Source organism: Marivivens sp. JLT3646, from assembly GCF_001908835.1.
Lineage (GTDB): Bacteria > Pseudomonadota > Alphaproteobacteria > Rhodobacterales > Rhodobacteraceae > Marivivens > Marivivens geojensis.
Genome location: NZ_CP018572.1, coordinates 736,298 through 756,384, shown reverse-complemented (window position 1 = coordinate 756,384; position 20,087 = coordinate 736,298). Strand labels below are relative to the sequence as shown.

Genomic DNA, 20,087 nt, shown 5'->3' with positions numbered 1-20,087 from the left:
GTTACGCTCCCATCACTGCAGCGTGGATATCTTCGGCGGCGTCGCGTCCTTCGGCGACGGCCGTTACGGTGAGGTCTTCGCCACCCGTGGCACAGTCGCCACCAGCCCAAACCCCTGCGAGGCTCGTGCGGCCTGCGGCATCAACGGCGATCTTGCCGCCCTCAAGTTTGAGACCAGCGTCCGTGGTCAGGGTTTGACCGATGGCTTTGAACACTTGATCGGCAGGCAAGGTCACGGTTTCGCCCGTGCCAGAGAGTTTGCCATCCTTGGTCGCGGTGTATTCCAGCGTGATCGTGCCATCGGCAATCACGGTCGGCATCACGTTGAACATCAAGCGCACGCCTTTGGCAGCGGCGAGGTCTTGTTCAAACGGGCTTGCTGCCATTTCAGCGCGGCTGCGGCGGTAGGCGATTGTCACCGTATCCGCGCCAAGCAATTTCGATTGAACAGCAGCATCGACGGCGGTCATACCGCCGCCGATCACCACCACATTCCGACCCACGGGGAGTGTCGTCAGGTCGGTGGATTGTCGAAGCTCTTCGATAAAATCAACGGCAGCGGTCGCGTGGTCTTCGCCTTCGATGCGCAGCGCGTTCACGCCACCCAAGCCAACGGCGAGGAACACCGCATCATGGTCGGATTTCAGCGCATCAAGGGTGAGATCAGCGCCGAGCATCTTGCCTGTCTCGACCGTGATGCCACCGATTTCCAACAGCCAAGCGACCTCACGCGCGGCAAAGTCATTGGTCGATTTATAGGATGCGATCCCGTATTCATTCAGGCCACCCGCTTTGGCGCGGCCATCGTAGAGGGTGACATCGTGGCCTTTCATGGCGAGGCGGTGCGCACAGGACAGCCCTGCGGGCCCTGCCCCAACCACGGCGATGGACTTGCCCGTGGGGGCAGCGCGGGTGAACGGGTGCACGCCCTTTGCCATCAGCGTGTCGGTCGCATAGCGCTGAAGCTGACCGATGATGACAGGTTTTCCTTCGGCCTCTTCGCGCACGCAGGCCTCTTCGCAGAGCGTCTCTGTCGGGCAAACGCGGGCGCACATACCGCCGAGGATATTCTGCGATAGAATCGTTTTCGCAGCCGCCTCGGGCGTGCCCGTTTGGATCTGACGAATAAACAGCGGAATATCGATCGACGTCGGACAGGCCGTCATACACGGCGCATCGTGACAGAAATAACAGCGGTCGGCTGCTACGCGGGCCTCATGCGCATCAAGCGGCGCATGGAGGTCTTCAAAGTTCCGCGAAAGCGCGTCGGCTGACAAACGGCCGGATTGGATACCGGGGGTCATCGGCGTGGTCATTTGTGGTCCCTGTTGTCATTGGTTTTGCCAAAAGACTGCCAAGGTTTTATTTTTTATCAATTGGTAAAATAATCCGACAAAAACGCACGGGATTTGAGTGGCGCGTCACCTTCGCGCAATGCAGAAAAGCCGTGACCGTTCGCAGGGAAACTACGGAAACCGTTCCAAAACAGGGGATTGCGGGGTGACCTTAGGGAAGCGCTTAGACGCGAAAACCGCCGATTTCCTGCAGTGCAGCACGAAATCGGCGGTTTAAATTTTTTGCACGCTTGGTCAAAAACAGAGGCGTTTGCTCAGTTTTTATGCGGATCGAAAAGCGGGGACGCGTTGGTCAGAGGGCCTTGGCTTGGTCCGCTTCGATCTCTGCGGCTTTCTTTTCGACCTGTTCAACGATGTGGTCGATCATCTGATCGTTGCCGAGCTTATGGCTCTGCTTACCCGCCAGATAGACCATGCCCGACCCTGCCCCGCCGCCAGTGAACCCAACGTCGGTCATAAGCGCCTCTCCGGGACCGTTCACCACACAGCCGATGATCGAGAGGCTCATCGGAGTTTTGATGTGGGACAGGCGGTCCTCTAGGGCCTCAACCGTTTTGATGACGTCAAAGCCCTGACGCGCGCAGGACGGGCAGGAAATGATGTTAACACCACGGTGGCGCAGACCAAGGGATTTGAGGATTTCATAGCCGACTTTGACTTCTTCAACGGGGTCCGCCGAGAGGCTGACGCGGATCGTGTCGCCGATGCCCATCCACAAGAGATTACCAAGGCCAATCGCCGATTTGATCGTGCCCGAGGTCAGGCCGCCCGCCTCTGTGATACCGAGGTGGATGGGGGCGTCGGTCGCCTCAGCCAGTTGTTGATAGGCTGCCGCTGCCATGAACACGTCCGAGGCTTTGCAGCTGATCTTGAACTCGTGGAAGTCGTTGTCTTGAAGGATTTTGATATGGTCGAGGCCGCTTTCCACCATCGCGTCGGGGGTCGGTTCGCCGTATTTGTCCAAGAGGTGCTTTTCCAGCGACCCCGCATTCACGCCGATGCGGATGGAGCAGTTGTTGTCGCGGGCGGCTTTGATCACTTCTTTCACCCGCGCTTCATCACCGATGTTACCCGGATTGATGCGCAGGCAGGCCGCGCCCGCGAGGGCGGATTCGATGCCGCGTTTGTAGTGGAAATGGATGTCGGCCACGATCGGCACGGGACTTTCGCGGCAAATCTCTTTCATCGCGGCAGAGGATGCCTCGTCGGGCACAGAAACCCGCACGATGTCAGCGCCCGCTTCGGCCGCGCGGATGATCTGGTCCAGCGTGGCTTTCACGTCATGGGTCAAGGTGTTCGTCATGGTCTGCACCGTGATCGGTGCATCCCCACCCACGGGCACATTGCCAACCATGATCTGGCGCGATTTACGACGGTCGATATTACGCCACGGACGGATCGGGTTGTGCGACATGGGACACCTTTGAAATAAGCCTAGGCGCTTTACCTAAAGCGCGGCACCCCGACAGGCAACGGGTCAACGAAAAGATGTGATCGGAAAGGCGGATTACTGAGTGATTTCAGCCTGAGCGACATTCACCACCGCAGCCAGATCATCGTCAGCCGACAGATCAGCAACCGCAAAGGTCTGCGCCAGTTCATCAGCCGACAGCGCAAGGTTCGACGTCACGACGCCACGTTCGCCCACAGGACCGTGGATCGTACCGTTGATCTGGAAATAGACCGCGCCCGATTCACCTGTCCGCAGAACAGGCGGTTCGGCCATTGCGGGCACAGCCCATGTGTCACCAGCGTTCATGATACCCTCGAAGATGACGGCACCGTCAGCGGCACGCACACGCACCCAAGACGGACGCACAGCAACCATCGCCAGTTCAGGCGCAGGGCCATCGGTCACTTGAACCGTGCCCGTGATCGGTGTTGCGGCCTCGGTCGGTAGTGCAGTCGCCATTATGGTCGGGCCTTGCTCTACCTCGGGGGCGAGCGCGCCGATCGACGATGGGTCAAGCGCAGAAATCGGGCCATCGCGGGCGATCATCACAGGCACGTCGAGCGCCTGAGGACGATATACACGGTCGAGGCCATCAGCCGCAGGCGGTTCAAACGCAGCGGCATAGGCACCAGCGTCGTCCGCAACAGTGCCAAGACCTGCCAGAGGGTCGAGGTCAGCCACGACAACAGGAGTGTTCTCAACAGGGGCGAAGCGGACCTTCTGCACTTCTTTCAGAACAGTCCAGCCGCCGTAGCCCAAGCCCGCGACCAAAGCCACGAGAACAGCGAGCGACCCAATCGCGCCCGGCTCAATCTTGGCAAAGAAGCCCTCGCCCGCAGGAACGAACGGGGTCGATGGAGTCTCGAACATATCCTTGGGTTTTGACTGCTGGGACGCAAGGTCGGTCGCCAAGGTGCGGTTGGTCTTTGTGCTGGAGGCCGCTTTGGACATGCCATGCGCGGTCGCAAATCCGCTTTCGCGGCAGAATGTCGTGAAGGCCCAATCGGGGTCCATATTCAGGTAGCGTGCGTAAGAGCGCACATAGCCCGCGATGAAGCCCGGAGTGTCGAATGCAGAAGGATCAGCGTTCTCGATCGCTGCGATATAGGCCGCTTTGATTTTGAGTTCGCGCTGAACGTCCAAAAGGCTTTTGCCCATGGTAGCACGCTCGCCACGCATGAGGTCACCAAGGCGCAGATCAAAGGCGTCAAAGCCTTTGTTTTCTTCAGCCTCAGGTGCAGTTTTACGCCGAAAACCTTTAACGATCATTAGGGCCGTCCCACCGCCTCAAATTAGCGGCATCGCTTTACGATTCGTCCCAATCACGATGCCTTTTCTTGCCCCTAGCATATACTAAAGAGCAGTGCACAGGCAGAAAAAAGTTAACCCGCCATTTCGGCACGATTCAGCGCACAATGGCTCCAGAGTTGGTCCATTGCGCTCACCAATGCATCAATCTCTTTCGGGCCGTGAACGGGCGACGGCGTGAACCGCAGACGTTCTGTGCCGCGTGGAACGGTGGGGAAATTGATCGGCTGGACGTAGATGCCGAACTGGCTCAGCAGCATGTCGGACAGCTTTTTGGTATGGACGGGATCGCCGACGATCACAGGCACGATGTGCGACCCATGGTCGATGATCGGCAGGCCCATGCCCTTGAGACGGAGTTTCAGAACCGCTGCACGTTCCTGATGCAGGTCACGCAGAGCTTGATCGGTTTTCAAATGCGCGACAGAGGCCGCAGCGCCAGCCGCGACGACAGGCGGCAGCGAGGTCGTAAAGATGAAGCCAGGCGCGTAAGAGCGCACAGCGTCACACATTTTCGCCGATGCCGCGATGTAGCCACCGTGGACGCCAAAGGCTTTGCCCAAGGTGCCGTTCACGATGTCGATGCGGTCCAACAGACCGTCACGTTCAGCAACACCACCACCACGCGGGCCGTACATGCCAACGGCGTGCACTTCATCGAGGTAGGTCAGCGCACCGAATTCCTCTGCCAGATCGCAGAGTTCTTTGATCGGTCCAAAGTCGCCGTCCATCGAATAGACGGATTCGAAGGCGATCAATTTTGGCGCCGTAGGATCGTCGGCCATCAGTTTCGCGCGCAAATCGGCCAGATCGTTGTGTTTGAATACGCGTTTCGCGCCACCATTGCGGCGGATGCCTTCGATCATAGATGCGTGGTTCAGCTCGTCCGAATAAATGATCAGACCGGGGAACAATTTCGGCAGAGTCGACAGTGTTGCATCGTTCGCGATGTAAGCACTGGTAAAGAGAAGCGCCGCTTCTTTCTGGTGAAGGTCGGCCAGTTCTGCCTCGAGCCGTTTGTGATAAACGGTCGTGCCAGAGATATTCCGTGTACCGCCAGAGCCCGCACCCGTTGCGTCCAGTGCCTCATGCATAGCCGCGAGAACGACGGGGTGTTGACCCATGCCCAGATAGTCATTGCCGCACCACACTGTGATCGGCTGTTCGCTACCGTCCTCTTTGCGCCAAAGCGCGTGAGGGTAATGTCCCTTTTTGCGCTCGATATCGATGAAGGTCCGATACCGGCCTTCTTCGTGGAGTTTACCAAGTGCAGCGTCGAGGTGGGCGTTGTAGTCCAAATGTCTATCCTTCACGTCAGGCAGCGCGAATGCGCTAACGGCAGGTTCGTGGGTCCATATAGCCTTAGAGTGGTTCTAACAATACGCTACCTTTTGACACGCCAGAGATAAAAACGACCTTTTCCAGCACTGGACACCCTATCGGAACGGCGTAGTCTCCTATCGGAAACCAAAGCCGGAGCGATCATGACCCTGTCCACCATCCTCACCCGTATCGACACTGATCTGGATAATGCATTGGATCGTTTGATGGAATTGCTCCGCATTCCGTCGATCAGCACCGACCCCGCTTACAAGGCCGATTGTGCAAAGGCGGCGGATTGGTTGGTTGAGGACCTCAAGAGCATCGGCTTTGACGCTGCGTCCCGTCCGACGCCAGGTCATCCGATGGTCATGGCCCATGGCGGCGAAGGCGGCACGCATGTTTTGTTCTACGGCCACTATGATGTGCAACCCGTTGATCCGCTGAACCTTTGGCATCGCGATCCCTTTGATCCTGCGATCGAAGAGACTGACAAGGGCAAAGTCATCCGCGCCCGTGGTGCATCTGATGACAAAGGCCAGTTGATGACCTTTATTGAGGCCTGCCGTGCCTATGTCGCAGAAACAGGCAAGCTGCCGTGCAAGATCACGATCTTCCTTGAGGGCGAGGAAGAGAGCGGTTCGCCCTCTCTTGTCCCATTTATGGAGGCAAATGCGAAGGACCTCACGGCTGATGTCGCGCTGATCTGTGACACCGACCTATTTGACGCAAACACCCCTGCAATCACCACCATGCTGCGCGGCCTCTTGGGCGAAGAAGTGGTCATCACGGGTCCGTCCAAAGACCTTCATTCGGGCATGTATGGCGGTCCGACAATAAACCCAATCCGCGTGCTGTCAAACATCGTCGCCAATCTGCATGATGAAAACGGTCGCATCACGGTGCCTGATTTTTATGAGGGCGTGCCAGAGCTATCCGATGAACTGCGCAGCCAGTGGGAGGCTTTGGGCTTTGACGATAAGGCGTTCCTTGGTGACGTAGGGCTGACCACCCCTGCTGGCGAAAAGGGAAAAACCGTCCTCGAACAGATTTGGGCGCGTCCCACGGCAGAGGTGAACGGCATCACGGGTGGATACACGGGCGACGGTTTCAAAACCGTGCTGCCGTCGGTCGCCAAGGCAAAGGTCAGCTTCCGCCTTGTCGGAACCCAAGACCCGCTGAAAATCCGCGATAACTTCCGACAGTGGGTGCGCGATCAGCTTCCGCCAGATTGTTCGGTCGAATTCCACGACCATGGCGCAGGTCCGGCGAGCGTGATGGCAACAACCAATCCCGCCTTTGCCGCTGCACGTGCGGCCCTGACAGATGAATGGCCCAACCCTGCGGCCTTCACAGGATCAGGCGGATCGATTCCCGTCGCGGGTTATTTCAAAACCATCCTCGATATGGATTCGATGCTGATCGGTTTCGCGATGGAAGATGATTCCATCCACTCGCCCAACGAAAAATACGATCTGCGGAGCTTCCACAAAGGTATCCGCAGCTGGGCACGCATCTTGGACGCGCTGAGCAACTGAGGGGGTTCGCCCCCCGTTAGAGCCCGAGGCGCGCGATCTCGATCTTTGGGCAGCGGTCTTGGATCACGGTGACACCACGCGTCTCTGCCATGGCTGCTGCTCCGTCGTGGACAACGCCCAACTGGGTCCAAACGACCTTGAGTGTGGGCCAGCGCAGCAGCGCCTCTTCGACGATGGCGGGCACCGCATCGGATTGGCGGAAAATGTCGATCATATCGACCTCATCGGGGATCGAGGTCAGGTCGTGATAGACCAGCTGCCCCATCAATTCCTGCCCTGCGAGGCCCGGATTGACAGGGATCACGCGGTATCCGTTGGCCATAAGATAAGCCATCACCTGATATGATGGGCGTTCAGGATTTGAAGACGCCCCGACCAGAGCGATGACTTTGGTTTGGCGTAGAACGGTTTCGATGATGTCGTCTTGGATCGTCATGGTGCGGATATACCCAGCATTTTCGCAGAAAAAAGGCGTTCGGGGGATTGGGACCCGAACGCCTAGTATGGAACGAGGGACAGTGAGATATTGCAAGCCTGTTCCGAGGCTTGCCTCATGCACGAAGAGATAGGCACTGAGCTGCCTAAGGAAAGTCTGATCAGGAAAACGTGAACAGAGGCTTAACGGGACGCATAAAGCGACACCGCCGCAGCGTTTGACACATTGAGCGATCCGAACCCGCCCGCAAAGTCGATCCGCACCAGCGCATCGCAGGTTTCGCGTGTTTTTTCCCGCAAACCTGGGCCTTCGGCACCGAGGACCAGCGCGACAGGGCGATCCTTGCGACCTTCAAGCGCGGCTTCGATCGTTTGATCTGCCTCGCCTGCGAGACCTAGAATGATGAAGCCCAATTGTTTCAACTCTTCCATCGCATCCGCCAAATTGCGCACGCGGATATAGGGCTGACGCTCTAGCGCACCGCTCGCGGTTTTCGCCAGCGCACCTGTTTCAGGGGCAGAGTGTCGCTGCACGCCGACCACAGCGCGGGCACCGAACACTTCGGCAGAGCGGAGAATCGCACCGACGTTATGCGGGTCGGTCACACGGTCGAGCAGGATAATCCGTGCAGGATCAATGCCCGGCCCCATGACAACATCGGTCAAAGTGCCCCATTCGAGCGCTTTCACTTCGAGTGCTGCACCTTGGTGGACCGAGTCGGGATCGATGGGGGCTGCAAATTTGCGCGGGTCCGAAATTTCGGGAACCATGCCGCTCGCTGCGATCGCATCCGCCAGTTTTGCCTCAGCATTTTTGGTCACAACCAGCCGCAAACGCTTGCGACGGGGGTTCATCAGCGCATCGCGCACCGCATGGAGACCAAACAGCCAGACGGTTTCTTGTGCGGCTGCACGTTTGGCCTGTTCTTTTTCGATGACCCACTTCGGTTTTTGCATGGCGAACCCCTTATATCCTAGCCCTCTCAATGGGCCAAACTGGCACTTTACACAAGTGTGTCGAAAAACGATCATTTTTCCTGTTGACGCCCTCGGCCAAGACCCATATTCAGCCCCCCACGAACGAGGCTTTGCCTAGGTTCGGGCGACGGGCTGCAAGGTGCAGCAGCGGACTGTAACTCCGCCGGGGAGACCCACGCCTGGTTCGATTCCAGGGTCGCCCACCACTTCCCCCACATATTGCTATAACTCAGCGTTTTCCGCGCATCCGTTAGCGTGTTCGGGTTTCGCAGGCCACGACTTCCCCCTATAGTGGTTGCAAAAGACCTGAGGCAGCTATGGCGCGAAAATCGAAAACCACTCCGCCGTTCAATATTATGATCGTCGGACAGTCGGGACGGCTTCAGTATGAGGCCCTGCTGTTTGCGGCGTCGCTGCGGGCGAATTCCCTCGATTTCAAAGGCCGTTTGATCATTGCAGAGCCGCAAATGGGGCCGTTGTGGAAATCGGACCCCACGATGGATGTCTCTGTCAAAGAGGCATTGATCGAACTGGGCGCAGAAATCGTGCCGTTCGAGAGCAAACATTTCGGTCAGGCCTACCCCTACGGCAACAAAATCGAAGGCCTCAGCACCCTGCCCGCTGGCGAGCCTTTCGTATTTTTCGACACCGACACGCTGATCACGGGCGATATTTCCACGGTGGCATTTGATTTCGACCGTCCGTCGGCCTCTATGCGACGCGAAGGGACATGGCCCGAAGAAGAGCTCTATTGGCCCGGTTACACGGGCGTCTGGAAATCGCTCTATGACAAATTCGGGCTGGAGTTCGAAAGCACGCTCGACCTGAACGAACCCGATGAATACTGGAAACGGTATCTCTATTTTAATGCGGGCTGGTTTTTCTACCGCGATCCTGCAGAGTTCGGGAAACGGTTCACCGAATGGGCAGTAGAGCTGCGCGACAATCGTCCTGATGAATTGGCGGTTCAGTCGCTCGACCCTTGGCTGGATCAAGCAATCCTGCCGCTGGTTATCCATTCTTTTGGCGGCGGCAGACCGGGACCAGAGTTGGACGGGCTGGATGGGGATGTCACCTGCCATTACCGCATGTTCCCGCTCCTCTACGCGCGCGAAAGCGACCGTGTGGTTGAGGTTCTGGAGGAAGTCGCGACACCGAATAAGGTGAAGAAGATCCTCAAACTCTATGAACCGATCAAACGGTTGGTTTATCAGGGGCGCGGGGCAAAAATTCGGGACCTGTTCGATCAGAACGATCTCCCCCGCAAAGAGCGCCAGATTCGCAATCGGATCAAAGCTAACGGGTTCTGGATGCGCTGACGCACTGGCCTTTGTCCGCCTCGCCCTTCATAACTTTGATTGGGGGACATTCAGGTGGAGAGGAGCCAGCAATGATGTTGGATGGCGTGCGGATTATCGAAATCGAAGGGCTTGGCCCCGGTCCCTTTGCCGCGATGCTCTTGGCCGATCTTGGCGCTGATGTGATCGTGATTCACCGCAAGGGCGGCGGCGTGACACCGGGGATGCCTGAACGCGCCGTATTGGACCGTGGGAAACGGTCCATCGCTCTCGACCTCAAATCTCCTGATGATGTGGCGACGGCGCTTCAACTGGTGGCGAGCGCGGACGGACTCATCGAAGGGTTCCGCCCCGGCGTGATGGAGAAACTCGGCCTCGGGCCAGAGGTTTGCCATCAGGTGAACCCAGCGCTGGTTTTTGGGCGTATGACAGGCTGGGGCCAAGACGGACCGCTGGCGCATACGGCGGGGCATGACCTGAATTACATCTCGCTGGCGGGTGGCGCGTGGTATGCGGGGGAAACAGGGGCGCAGCCGATGACGCCCCCGACCTTGGTTGGCGATATTGGCGGCGGTGCAATGTATCTGGCCGTGGGAATGCTGGCCGCCATCCTCAAGGCTCGCGCAACAGGCAAAGGCACCGTTGTCGATGCCGCGATCTATGACGGTACGGCGCATATGATGAACCTTCTGATGACATTGCGGCAGTCGGGCATGTTCCCAACGACCCGCGGGAAAGGCCTGCTAGACGGTCCGCATTGGAGCCGAACCTATCGCTGTGCCGATGGTGGGTTTATCGGGGTTCAGTGCCTAGAGCCGAAATTCTACGCGATCTTCCTCGACCGTCTCGGGTTGGGCGATGACCCTGCGTTTCAGGACCAGTTCAATCGTGCCGCTTGGCCTAATTTGACCGACCGCCTTACGGGGATTTTCGCAACGCGCAGCCGTGATGACTGGGCGGCTGTTTTCGCGGGAACGGATGCCTGCGTGGCCCCTGTTCTCAGCCCAGAAGAGGCGATGGCGCATCCGTTGAACGCCGCTCGGTCCGCATGGCACGAGATCGACGGAACCCTGCAAGCCGCTCCAGCGCCACGGTTTTCGGGCCAGCCCGCGTGGTCGCCCCCCGCCATTCCGCACCGTGGAGAGCACAGCGATGAAATCCGCGCAGAGCTTGCCAATCGCGCGAATACAGGACCATCGGCGATCTAATCGGTTGCTGGGGTTGACGTGGACTAGAACCAAGGCAGATTGGCGGTATGACCGCCCTACCCCAAATTTTCGATAATTGGTTCGCGAGCCGTGGCTGGCAGATCCACCCGCATCAGCGCGACATGCTGGAGCGGGCGTCAGAAAAGGCGTTGCTGCTGATTGCCCCAACGGGCGGCGGTAAGACGCTGGCTGGGTTTTTGCCGAGCTTGATCGAACTGGCGGATGGCACGCACGAGGGGCTTCATACGCTCTATATCTCGCCACTCAAGGCACTGGCTGCCGACATCGGGCGGAACCTGCGGCGGCCTGTTGAGGACATGGCGTTGCCAATCCGCATTGAAGATCGGACAGGCGACACCAGTGCCACGCTCAAGAAACGACAGCGGGTTGATCCGCCTCATATTCTGTTGACCACGCCAGAGAGCCTTGCGCTGCTGACCTCTTACGAGGATGCGCCTCGGATGTTTCGCGGCCTGAAACGCGTGATCGTCGATGAAATCCACGCCCTGTCCGAGAGCAAACGCGGCGATCAGTTGATGCTGGCCCTCTCGCGGCTCGAGGCGATATGCCCTGACCTGCGGCGCGTGGGCCTGTCGGCAACGGTTGAGGACCCTCAGGCCCTTGCACGGGAACTGTCCCCCACTAGCTGCGCGATCCTCAACGCGGACCCAGGTCCTGCGCCTGATATTGCGATGTTGGTCACAGACACCCCGCCGCCTTGGGCTGGTGGCGGGGCGAGCTATGCGATCCCTGCGGTGTTGGAAGAGGTCAAACGGCACAAAACCACGCTGATTTTTCACAACACACGGGCGCAGGCAGAGATATTCTTTCACAACCTTTGGCTCGCCAATACGGACGATTTGCCGATTGGCATCCACCACGGGAGCCTCTCGCGGGATCAGCGCGATGCGGTTGAGGCGGCGATGGTGCGCGGGGACTTGCGGGCGGTGGTCTGCACAGGGAGCCTCGATCTAGGTATCGATTGGGGCAACGTCGATCTGGTCATTCAGGTCGGCGCACCCAAGAACGTGAAGCGGTTGATTCAGAGGATCGGGCGGGCCAATCACCGGTATAATGCGCCATCAAAGGCGCTCTTGGTTCCCGCGAATAGGTTCGAGGTGATCGAATGTGTTGCGGCTCTCGCCGCCGCGCGGGATCACGATCTGGACGGCGACCCCAAGGGCGATGGACCGCGTGATGTTCTGTGCCAGCACATCCTGATCCGCGCCTGTGCAGGTCCGTTTGACGCGACAGAGCTGTTTAACGAGGTGAAATCCGTTGGCGCCTATGCGGGGCTATCGCGAGCGGCATTTGACGACTGTTTGGAGTTCGTGGCGACGGGCGGTTATGCGCTGCGCGCCTATGACCAATGGCAACGGTTGATGGAGCGGAACGGGCTGTGGCAGCTTCGCGATCCACGAGCCGCGCAATCGATCCGCATGAACATCGGCACCATTCAGGACACCGAAACGCTGAAGGTGCGGATGCGAGGTGCGGGCAAACCTCTGGGTGAAGTCGAAGAGAGCTTTGCCGCGACGCTGACCGCAGGGGATACCTTCCTGATCGGCGGGCAAATCGTCCGCTATCAAGGGATCAAGGAAATGGTGGTGGAGGTCACGCGCTCTGCCGCTCAGAACCCGCGCGTCGCCGTGTTCAACGGGACAAAGTTCGCCACATCGACGCAGCTTTCGGCTCGCGTATTGGCGATGTTTCAGCACAGCGATTGGCCCGAGTTGCCCCGTCATACGGCGGAGTGGTTGAACCTCCAGCGCGAGGTATCGCACCTGCCCCGCGCGGATAGGCTGCTGGTCGAGACCTTTCCGCATGACGGGCGGCAGTTCATGTGCGTCTACGGCTTTGCGGGGCGCAATGCGCAACAAACGCTGGGCCTCATCCTGACGCAACGGATGGAAGAAGCGGGCCTCGCGCCCTTGGGATTTGTCGCAACGGATTATGCGACGCTGGTTTGGGGGTTGGATCCTGTTGAAGATGTCGCCCCCCTCCTCACGGCTGACGGGCTGCGCGAGGGGCGTGATCGGTGGCTGCAATCGAACATGGTGATGAAGCGGACGTTCCGCACGGCGGCCACCATCGCCATGCTGATGATGCGCAACACGCCGCAGTCGAAAAAGACGGGGCGGCAGGCAACCGTGTCGTCCGATATCCTCTATGACACATTGGCGAAATACGACCCCGACCACCTTATGCTGCGTATCACCCGCGAAGAAGCCATGCGCGGCTTGGTCGATTTTGGGCGGATTGAGGAAATGCTGACACGGACGAGTGGACGGATTGATCATCTGGCGCTCGACCGTCTGCCGCCACTGGCCGCGCCACTGCTGTTAGAAGTCGGAAAGATACCCGTCCAAGGGGTCGCACGCGAACGGCTAGAGGCCGAACGCGCCGAAGCCTTGATGAAAGAGGCAGGATTGGGCTAAGTCCACTTGACGCATTTCCCCGCTGCGGCCAAAGACGCTGGCATGACGCATCACGATTTTTCCCTCTGTGACACACAACTGACCGCGCATGCCGATGGCGCGTTGTGGCTGGCCGATCATGACACGCTCGTCGTGTCGGACCTGCACCTGTGCAAGTCCGAACGTTTTGCCCGCAAGGGGCGCGCCCTGCTGCCGCCCTTTGACACGCGGGATACGCTGACGCGTCTGGATGCTGTGTTGGATGAAGTGTCACCTGCGCGTGTGATTTGTTTGGGTGATAGCTTTGACGATGTTGAGGCTATCGAACATATGCCCGACGCAGAGAAGCTGTGGCTGGCACGAATGCAGGCGGGGCGCGAATGGGTCTGGATCGCAGGGAACCACGATGCGGGGCCTGTCGAATTGGGCGGGGAATATGTGGACGAAGTGACGGCGGGATCACTGACATTCCGTCATATCGCAGAACGCGAAGCACAGGCCGAAGTGTCGGGCCATTATCACCCAAAACATAGCCTCAGCGGACCTGCGCGAGCCTGTTTTGTCTATGATGAAAATCGACTGATTATGCCCGCCTTCGGGACCTACACGGGTGGGATTCCTGCGGTCAAATCCCCGATCAGGGATCTCTTTGCGGCGCGGGCGTTTGCGGTGCTGACGGGACCGCGGGCCTTGGTGGTGCCCCTGCCGTAATCACGGCAAGGGCTATTGGTATTAAGCCGTGAGGCCTTTGGGCTCTGGTAGACCGTTGGCACGGCAACAGGCGGTCACGGTGTTCGCCAGAAGGCACGCAATGGTCATCGGGCCAACGCCACCTGGAACAGGTGTGATCGCACCAGCAACCTCAGCGCAGCTGTCGTAGTGGCAATCCCCGACCAGACGGGTTTTACCCTCGCCTGCGTCGATCCGGTTGATGCCCACGTCGATGACAGTCGCACCCGGCTTGATCCAGTCGCCTGTGACCATTTCAGGACGGCCAACAGCCGCGACAACGATATCGGCCTGACGGACGACGGCTTCGATGTCTTTGGTGCGGCTGTGCGCAATGGTGACGGTGCAGCTATCGCCCAACAGCAATTGCGCCATCGGTTTGCCGACGATGTTCGAACGACCGATCACAACGGCATTCAGACCCGACAGCGACCCGTGGTGATCCCGCAGCATCATCAAACAGCCGAGCGGCGTGCACGGCACCATCGATTTCTGCCCAGTGCCCAACAGACCGACGTTCGAGATATGGAACCCGTCCACGTCCTTCGCCGGATCAATCGCGTTGATCACAAGGTCAGAGTTCATATGCGACGGCAACGGCAACTGAACCAAGATCCCGTGAACCTGCGGATCGTTGTTCAGTTTGTCGATGACGGCCAATAGTTCGTCTTCGGTCGTGGTATCAGGCAGTTTGTATTCAAACGACTTCATACCGACTTCGACGGTCTGTTTGCCCTTAGAGCGCACGTAGACTTGGCTCGCAGGATCTTCGCCAACCAAAACCACAGCAAGGCCCGGCACGATCCCTTGCTCTTCTTTCAGGCGGGCCACATGACCCGCCACCTTTTCGCGCACTGAGGCCGCAAAGGCCTTTCCGTCAATCACAGTTGCCGACATACGGCTCCCCTCTTTTCAATTGGTGGTGTTGCTGATCCGAGGAACGGATCAGAACAGCCCCTCAACTTGCCCATTGTCACCGATACGGATGTTTTCCGCGCTCGGCACACGCGGGAGACCGGGCATGGTCATGATCTCACCGCAGATTACCACAACAAAACCAGCACCGGCGGACAGGCGCACTTCGCGGATCGGAACGCTATGTCCGGTCGGAGCGCCACGCAGGTTCGGGTCGGTTGAGAACGAATATTGTGTCTTTGCCATACAGACTGGCAGGTTGCCGTAGCCTGCGTCTTCCCATTCGCGCAGTTGGTCGCGGATTTTCTTGTCCGCAATAACTTCGTCCGCGTGGTAGATGCGTTTTGCGATGGTTTCGACCTTTTGGAACAAAGGCATTTCATCGGGGTAAAGCGGTGCAAAGTGAGCCGAACCAGAGTTCGCCAGTTGCACGACCTTGTGGGCCAGTGCTTCTGCACCTTTGCCGCCGTCAGCCCAGTGGGTCGACAGGATCGCTTCGGCGCCTTGCTTGGCAACGTAGTCTTTGACCGCTTGGATTTCAGCTTCGGTGTCGGTGACGAAGTGGTTGATCGCAACAACAACAGGCACGCCGAACGATTTGACGTTGGCGATGTGACGGCCAAGGTTCGGGCAGCCTTTTTCGACCGCAGCGACGTTTTCGGCGCCAAGGTCAGCTTTCGCCACACCACCGTTCATTTTCATCGCGCGCACGGTCGCCACGACAACAACTGCGTCAGGTGCGAGGCCAGCCTTGCGGCATTTGATGTTCATGAACTTTTCAGCGCCGAGGTCAGCACCGAAACCAGCTTCTGTGACGACATAGTCTGCAAGTTTCAACGCGGTGGTCGTCGCAACAACAGAGTTACAGCCGTGCGCGATGTTTGCGAACGGTCCGCCATGAACGAAAGCAGGGTTGTTTTCGAGCGTTTGAACGAGGTTCGGCTGCATCGCGTCCTTGAGCAGAACGGTCATTGCGCCGTCCGCCTTGATGTCGCGGCAATAGATCGGGGTGCGGTCGCGGCGGTAGGCCACGATCATCGAACCCAGACGTTCCTGAAGGTCGTCGATGTCGTTTGCGAGGCAGAGGATCGCCATAACCTCAGAAGCTACGGTGATGTCAAAGCCCGTCTGACGCGGGAAGCCGTTCGACACACCACCGAGCGAGGTCACGGTGTCACGCAGAGCGCGGTCGTTCATGTCCAAAACGCGGCGCCACGATACGCGACGTTCGTCGATTTCGAGTTCGTTGCCCCAGTAAATGTGGTTGTCGATCATCGCCGACAGAAGGTTGTGCGCCGAGGTGATCGCGTGGAAGTCGCCCGTAAAGTGGAGGTTCATGTCCTCCATCGGAACGATCTGCGCGTAACCGCCACCAGCCGCGCCACCCTTCATCCCGAAGTTCGGCCCAAGGGACGCTTCGCGGATACAGATCGCAGCTTTCTGACCGATACGGTTCAGACCATCGCCCAGACCTACGGTGGTGGTGGTCTTGCCTTCGCCCGCAGGGGTCGGGTTGATCGCGGTGACGAGGATCAGTTTACCGTTCTTGCGCGATTTAACTTCTTCAACAAAACGAGAAGAGACTTTCGCCTTATCGTGACCGTAAGGGATCAAATCCGCAGACTCGATACCGAGGATCGCACCGATCTCTTGGATAGGTTTCTTGTTTGCCTCGCGAGCAATCTGAATATCAGTCTTAAAAGTCACGGTACTTTCCTCTTCCCTGTTATTTGCGGCAAGGCTATCGCGAGAGGAAGAGGGGCAACTATGCGTTTCCGACCTATTCAGCCTTGAAATCGCCGCCATGAGGAACAGGCGGTTGCCGATCGGAAACCTAAGGGGCCCAAGCGCGTTGATCTGGCACGTGCAGAGTAAGCTGATCGCCGATCTGAATCTCTCCGATCCGTTCGACCCAAGCCGTCACACCACGTTTGCCATTTGCGGCGCTTTTGAACGTTTTGCCATGCCCCGGCTCTGCCTCTTCAATGGTCTTAGCGACGATGTGACAGGGACGGTTTTGCATATCGACCGTCAACGTTAGTCCAGTGCGTTCGCATTGCAGACGCGAGGACGGCGGGATGTGCGAGAAATCAGGGATACCGTCGATCACAATCGTCGCGCCGAGCCACAGCGGGTCCAGCGCCTCTAGCCCGAGGTCTGCGGCGATCTCTGCAATCTCATTGGCAGATAGGATCGAGATTTGACGGGTGTTCCGAATATCGGTGCCTTTGGGGTACTGCTGGGTCACACGGCTGCACGACGGGCGCGTCAGGCCATAGTGGGCGTCCTTGTCATAGCCCCCGAAGTCCATCGCCATCTGATCGACCGTATGTGACGTGACAGTGCCATCCGACAGCGTGGGCATGTAGCCGAGGTGAGTAATCGTTCCAGAATACTTGGTCTTAGTCAGGGCAGGCATTTACGTTTCCAAAACAAAGAAGATACGGCGGAACGGGAATAAAACGCCGCCGTTGGGTAACAGAGGATAGGCCACAGCCAACCCAGCCTCATAGGCCGCGAGGTAACTGGCCTGTTCGTCCGCATCAAGTGTATCGAGGATCGGGCGCAGGTAGGTGGACTGGGTGAAATGGCGGACGGGGTGGCCATCGTCTACGGCGGTCAGCGGCTGGAGGTAAGTCGTTTCCCACGCGGTGACGGTGCCGAGGTCAGACAGGATGCGGTGGTAGGCCGCTGGGTCCAGAACATCCGTATTCCAGCCGCCGTCGGCAAAGCGGTCTGGGAACATCTCGACCACGATTTCACGGGCGAGCGCATGGGACGGGGCATTATGTTGACCCGGCATTTGTACGGCAAGTATACCGCCCTCTGCCAATTGCCCCGCAAGCCGCGGCATCAACGTTTGATGATCGCCGATCCAATTGAGCGCTGCGTTGGAAAAGATCACCGCAGGCGGGCGGGCGGGTTGCCAATGGTCGATATGCGCATGAACGAGCTCATCGTAGGCACGGGTTTCTGAAGCCTGCACCAGCATTGCCTCAGAGGCATCAACGCCAATGATCTTGTGACCTGCAAAACGATCCGCGAGCGGTTCCCCCACGGCGCCGTTTCCACATCCGAGGTCGATGATATCGCCCTCCCCCTCGCCGCTAATCTGTTGAAGCAGGTCAATCGCGGGGCGCAAACGCAAACCCCGAAACCTTGAATAGGTTTCGGGGTTCCAGTCGTTCTTTAGCTGTCCGCTCAAGCAGTAGGCTCCGGCTCTAGCCCGTCGTCCTTGGGCTTGCGGGCCTTGCCAGCCTTGGGCATCGCGACAACAGACGGCGCATTGCCTGCATCGTCGTCGCCGTTCCCTTGGGGCGGTTCGCCTTTCATCACGCGCTGGATTTCTTCACCGGTGAGGGTTTCGTATTCCAGCAGGCCTTGGGCCAAACGTTCCCATTCGTCATTCTTTTCGGTCAGAATGCGGTAGGCGGTGTCATAGCCGTCCTGAATGAACTGACGAACTTCTTCTTCGATCGCTTCTTTGGTGTGCGCCGAGACAGAGAAACCAGCGGTGTTGCCCGTATAGCCGTCAGCTGCCTCGGAATAATCGACGTTACCGATCTTGTCCGACATACCCCAACGCAGCACCATCGCGCGGGCCAATTGGCTGGCTTGCTGGATGTCACCTGCAGGGCCGTTCGATACATTGTCCGCGCCGTACTTGATGATCTCTGCCGCTTTACCTGCCATCGTCATCGCGAGTTTCTGCTGACATTCAGCCTTGTGCCAGTTCAGGCGGTCGATTTCTGGCAGAGAGACAACCATGCCCAAGGCACCGCCACGCGGAATGATCGTCGCCTTATAGACGGGGTCACATTCGGGCAGCGACAGACCAACAACAGCATGGCCAGCCTCGTGATAGGCGGTTTTCTCTTTTTGATCTGGGGTCAGAACCATCGAACGACGTTCTGCGCCCATCATGACTTTGTCCTTGGCGTTCTCAAAGTCGACCATAGTGACAAAGCGGCGACCAACGCGGGCAGCGGTCAAGGCAGCTTCGTTCACGAGGTTGGCGAGGTCCGCACCAGAAAACCCAGGGGTGCCGCGTGCGATGATGCGCAGATCAACGTCAGGGCCGAGCGGGGTTTTCTTAGCGTGGACGCCAAGAATTTTCTCGCGGCCTTTGATGTCCGGGTTCGGAACGGTGACCTGACGGTCAAAACGACCCGGACGCAGCAACGCAGGGTCGAGCACGTCACGGCGGTTGGTTGCCGCAACGATGATCACGCCTTCGTTGGCTTCAAAGCCGTCCATTTCGACGAGCAACTGGTTGAGCGTTTGTTCACGTTCGTCGTTGCCGCCGCCCATACCAACGCCACGCGCACGACCGACTGCGTCGATCTCGTCGATGAACACGATGCACGGCGCGTTCTTTTTCGCCTGTTCGAACATGTCGCGGACGCGGGATGCACCCACACCGACGAACATTTCAACAAAGTCAGAACCAGAGATGGTGAAGAACGGAACGCCAGCCTCGCCCGCGATTGCGCGCGCCAGAAGCGTTTTACCTGTACCCGGAGGGCCAACGAGAAGCGCGCCTTTGGGGATCTTCCCACCGAGGCGGCTGAATTTCTGCGGGTTGCGCAGGAACTCTACGATCTCTTGCAGTTCTTCTTTGGCCTCGTCGATGCCAGCCACGTCATCAAAGGTCACGCGGCCATGTTTCTCGGTCAACAATTTGGCCTTGGATTTGCCAAAGCCCATCGCGCCACCACGGCCACCGCCTTGCATACGGTTCATGAAATAGATCCAAACGCCGATCAGCAGGACAAAGGGCAGAAGGCTCAAGAGAACAGCTTGGAACGTGGATTGTTCCTGCGCGTCTGCGGTCACCGGAATATCGCGTGCGATCAACATATCTGTGACCTGCGCATCGGTCGGACGGATCGCGACGTATTCGCGATTGTCAGTTCCGGTATAGAGGACACGTTCGCCATCCAGCGTTACCTTTTGGACGCTGCCGTCATTCACCGCTTGGATGAATTCGGAATAGCTCCGCTGAGTGGATTGCAGGCTCGATGAACCAGACGAGAAAACATTGAAGAGCGAGACGACCAGCAAAAACAGGACGACCCAAAATACGATATTGCGTGCGTTGCCCAAGGGGGACTCCTTTGACGTTCCCGACCTG

General features: G+C 58.4%; 16 protein-coding genes and 1 tRNA gene. 6 read left to right on the top strand and 11 right to left on the bottom strand.

Annotated elements, in window-relative coordinates; genetic code table 11:
* Window position 1: 1 nt before the first annotated feature.
* From BSK21_RS03815 to hemA, 4 genes are all read right to left on the bottom strand, one after another.
* Complete coding sequence (locus tag BSK21_RS03815; RefSeq protein ID WP_074038959.1) at window positions 2-1,315, bottom strand: NAD(P)-dependent oxidoreductase; 1,314 nt, start codon at window positions 1,313-1,315, stop codon at window positions 2-4.
* Window positions 1,316-1,646: 331 nt separating this feature from the next.
* Window positions 1,647-2,768: a flavodoxin-dependent (E)-4-hydroxy-3-methylbut-2-enyl-diphosphate synthase gene (gene ispG, locus BSK21_RS03810; RefSeq protein ID WP_067549627.1), complete on the bottom strand. Its 1,122-nt coding sequence runs from the start codon at window positions 2,766-2,768 to the stop codon at window positions 1,647-1,649.
* Between the two features lie 93 nt (window positions 2,769-2,861).
* A complete protein-coding gene (locus BSK21_RS03805) occupies window positions 2,862-4,076 on the bottom strand; it encodes a helix-turn-helix domain-containing protein (protein ID WP_067549629.1) in 1,215 nt (404 codons plus the stop codon).
* A 113-nt stretch (window positions 4,077-4,189) separates the two neighbouring features.
* Window positions 4,190-5,413: a 5-aminolevulinate synthase gene (gene hemA, locus BSK21_RS03800; RefSeq protein WP_067549631.1), complete on the bottom strand. Its 1,224-nt coding sequence runs from the start codon at window positions 5,411-5,413 to the stop codon at window positions 4,190-4,192.
* Window positions 5,414-5,599: 186 nt separating this feature from the next.
* On the opposite strand from hemA, the gene BSK21_RS03795 reads away from it, so the two are divergent.
* A complete protein-coding gene (locus BSK21_RS03795; protein ID WP_067549633.1) occupies window positions 5,600-6,973 on the top strand; it encodes a M20/M25/M40 family metallo-hydrolase in 1,374 nt (457 codons plus the stop codon).
* A gap of 16 nt (window positions 6,974-6,989) precedes the next feature.
* On the opposite strand, the gene BSK21_RS03790 is transcribed toward BSK21_RS03795, so the two are convergent.
* Both BSK21_RS03790 and rlmB read right to left on the bottom strand, forming a co-directional pair.
* Complete coding sequence (locus BSK21_RS03790) at window positions 6,990-7,409, bottom strand: CoA-binding protein (RefSeq protein ID WP_067549635.1); 420 nt, start codon at window positions 7,407-7,409, stop codon at window positions 6,990-6,992.
* A gap of 182 nt (window positions 7,410-7,591) precedes the next feature.
* The gene (rlmB, locus tag BSK21_RS03785; RefSeq protein WP_067549636.1) at window positions 7,592-8,365 is read right to left on the bottom strand and encodes a 23S rRNA (guanosine(2251)-2'-O)-methyltransferase RlmB; all 774 of its coding nucleotides are present in this window, start codon (window positions 8,363-8,365) and stop codon (window positions 7,592-7,594) included.
* A gap of 143 nt (window positions 8,366-8,508) precedes the next feature.
* Between rlmB and BSK21_RS15835 the strand changes: the two genes are divergently transcribed.
* From BSK21_RS15835 to pdeM, 5 genes are all read left to right on the top strand, one after another.
* A tRNA-Tyr gene (locus tag BSK21_RS15835) sits at window positions 8,509-8,592 on the top strand.
* 111 nt (window positions 8,593-8,703) lie between these two features.
* On the top strand, window positions 8,704-9,705 hold the full coding sequence (locus tag BSK21_RS03780; protein WP_067549638.1) for a hypothetical protein: 1,002 nt from the start codon (window positions 8,704-8,706) through the stop codon (window positions 9,703-9,705).
* A gap of 74 nt (window positions 9,706-9,779) precedes the next feature.
* Entirely contained in the window at window positions 9,780-10,892 is a 1,113-nt protein-coding gene (locus BSK21_RS03775) for a CaiB/BaiF CoA-transferase family protein (protein WP_067549748.1), read from the top strand.
* A 47-nt stretch (window positions 10,893-10,939) separates the two neighbouring features.
* Window positions 10,940-13,330: a ligase-associated DNA damage response DEXH box helicase gene (locus BSK21_RS03770; protein WP_067549640.1), complete on the top strand. Its 2,391-nt coding sequence runs from the start codon at window positions 10,940-10,942 to the stop codon at window positions 13,328-13,330.
* A gap of 42 nt (window positions 13,331-13,372) precedes the next feature.
* Window positions 13,373-14,020, top strand: coding sequence for a ligase-associated DNA damage response endonuclease PdeM (pdeM, locus tag BSK21_RS03765; protein ID WP_074039054.1), 648 nt, complete (start codon window positions 13,373-13,375; stop codon window positions 14,018-14,020).
* 21 nt (window positions 14,021-14,041) lie between these two features.
* Here pdeM and folD read toward each other — a convergent pair whose 3' ends face one another.
* From folD to ftsH, 5 genes are all read right to left on the bottom strand, one after another.
* Complete coding sequence (folD, locus tag BSK21_RS03760; RefSeq protein WP_067549642.1) at window positions 14,042-14,935, bottom strand: bifunctional methylenetetrahydrofolate dehydrogenase/methenyltetrahydrofolate cyclohydrolase FolD; 894 nt, start codon at window positions 14,933-14,935, stop codon at window positions 14,042-14,044.
* Window positions 14,936-14,983: 48 nt separating this feature from the next.
* Window positions 14,984-16,660 carry a formate--tetrahydrofolate ligase gene (locus tag BSK21_RS03755; RefSeq protein WP_067549644.1) on the bottom strand — a complete coding sequence of 559 codons (1,677 nt, stop codon included), beginning with the start codon at window positions 16,658-16,660 and terminating at the stop codon, window positions 14,984-14,986.
* Window positions 16,661-16,787: 127 nt separating this feature from the next.
* Complete coding sequence (locus BSK21_RS03750) at window positions 16,788-17,372, bottom strand: MOSC domain-containing protein (RefSeq protein WP_067549646.1); 585 nt, start codon at window positions 17,370-17,372, stop codon at window positions 16,788-16,790.
* Window positions 17,373-18,158, bottom strand: a complete 786-nt coding sequence (locus tag BSK21_RS03745; protein WP_231924771.1) for a methyltransferase domain-containing protein — start codon at window positions 18,156-18,158, stop codon at window positions 17,373-17,375.
* Window positions 18,155-20,059, bottom strand: coding sequence for an ATP-dependent zinc metalloprotease FtsH (gene ftsH, locus BSK21_RS03740; RefSeq protein WP_067549650.1), 1,905 nt, complete (start codon window positions 20,057-20,059; stop codon window positions 18,155-18,157). The genes BSK21_RS03745 and ftsH overlap by 4 nt, the downstream gene beginning before the upstream one ends.
* Between the last annotated feature and the right edge of the window lie 28 nt (window positions 20,060-20,087).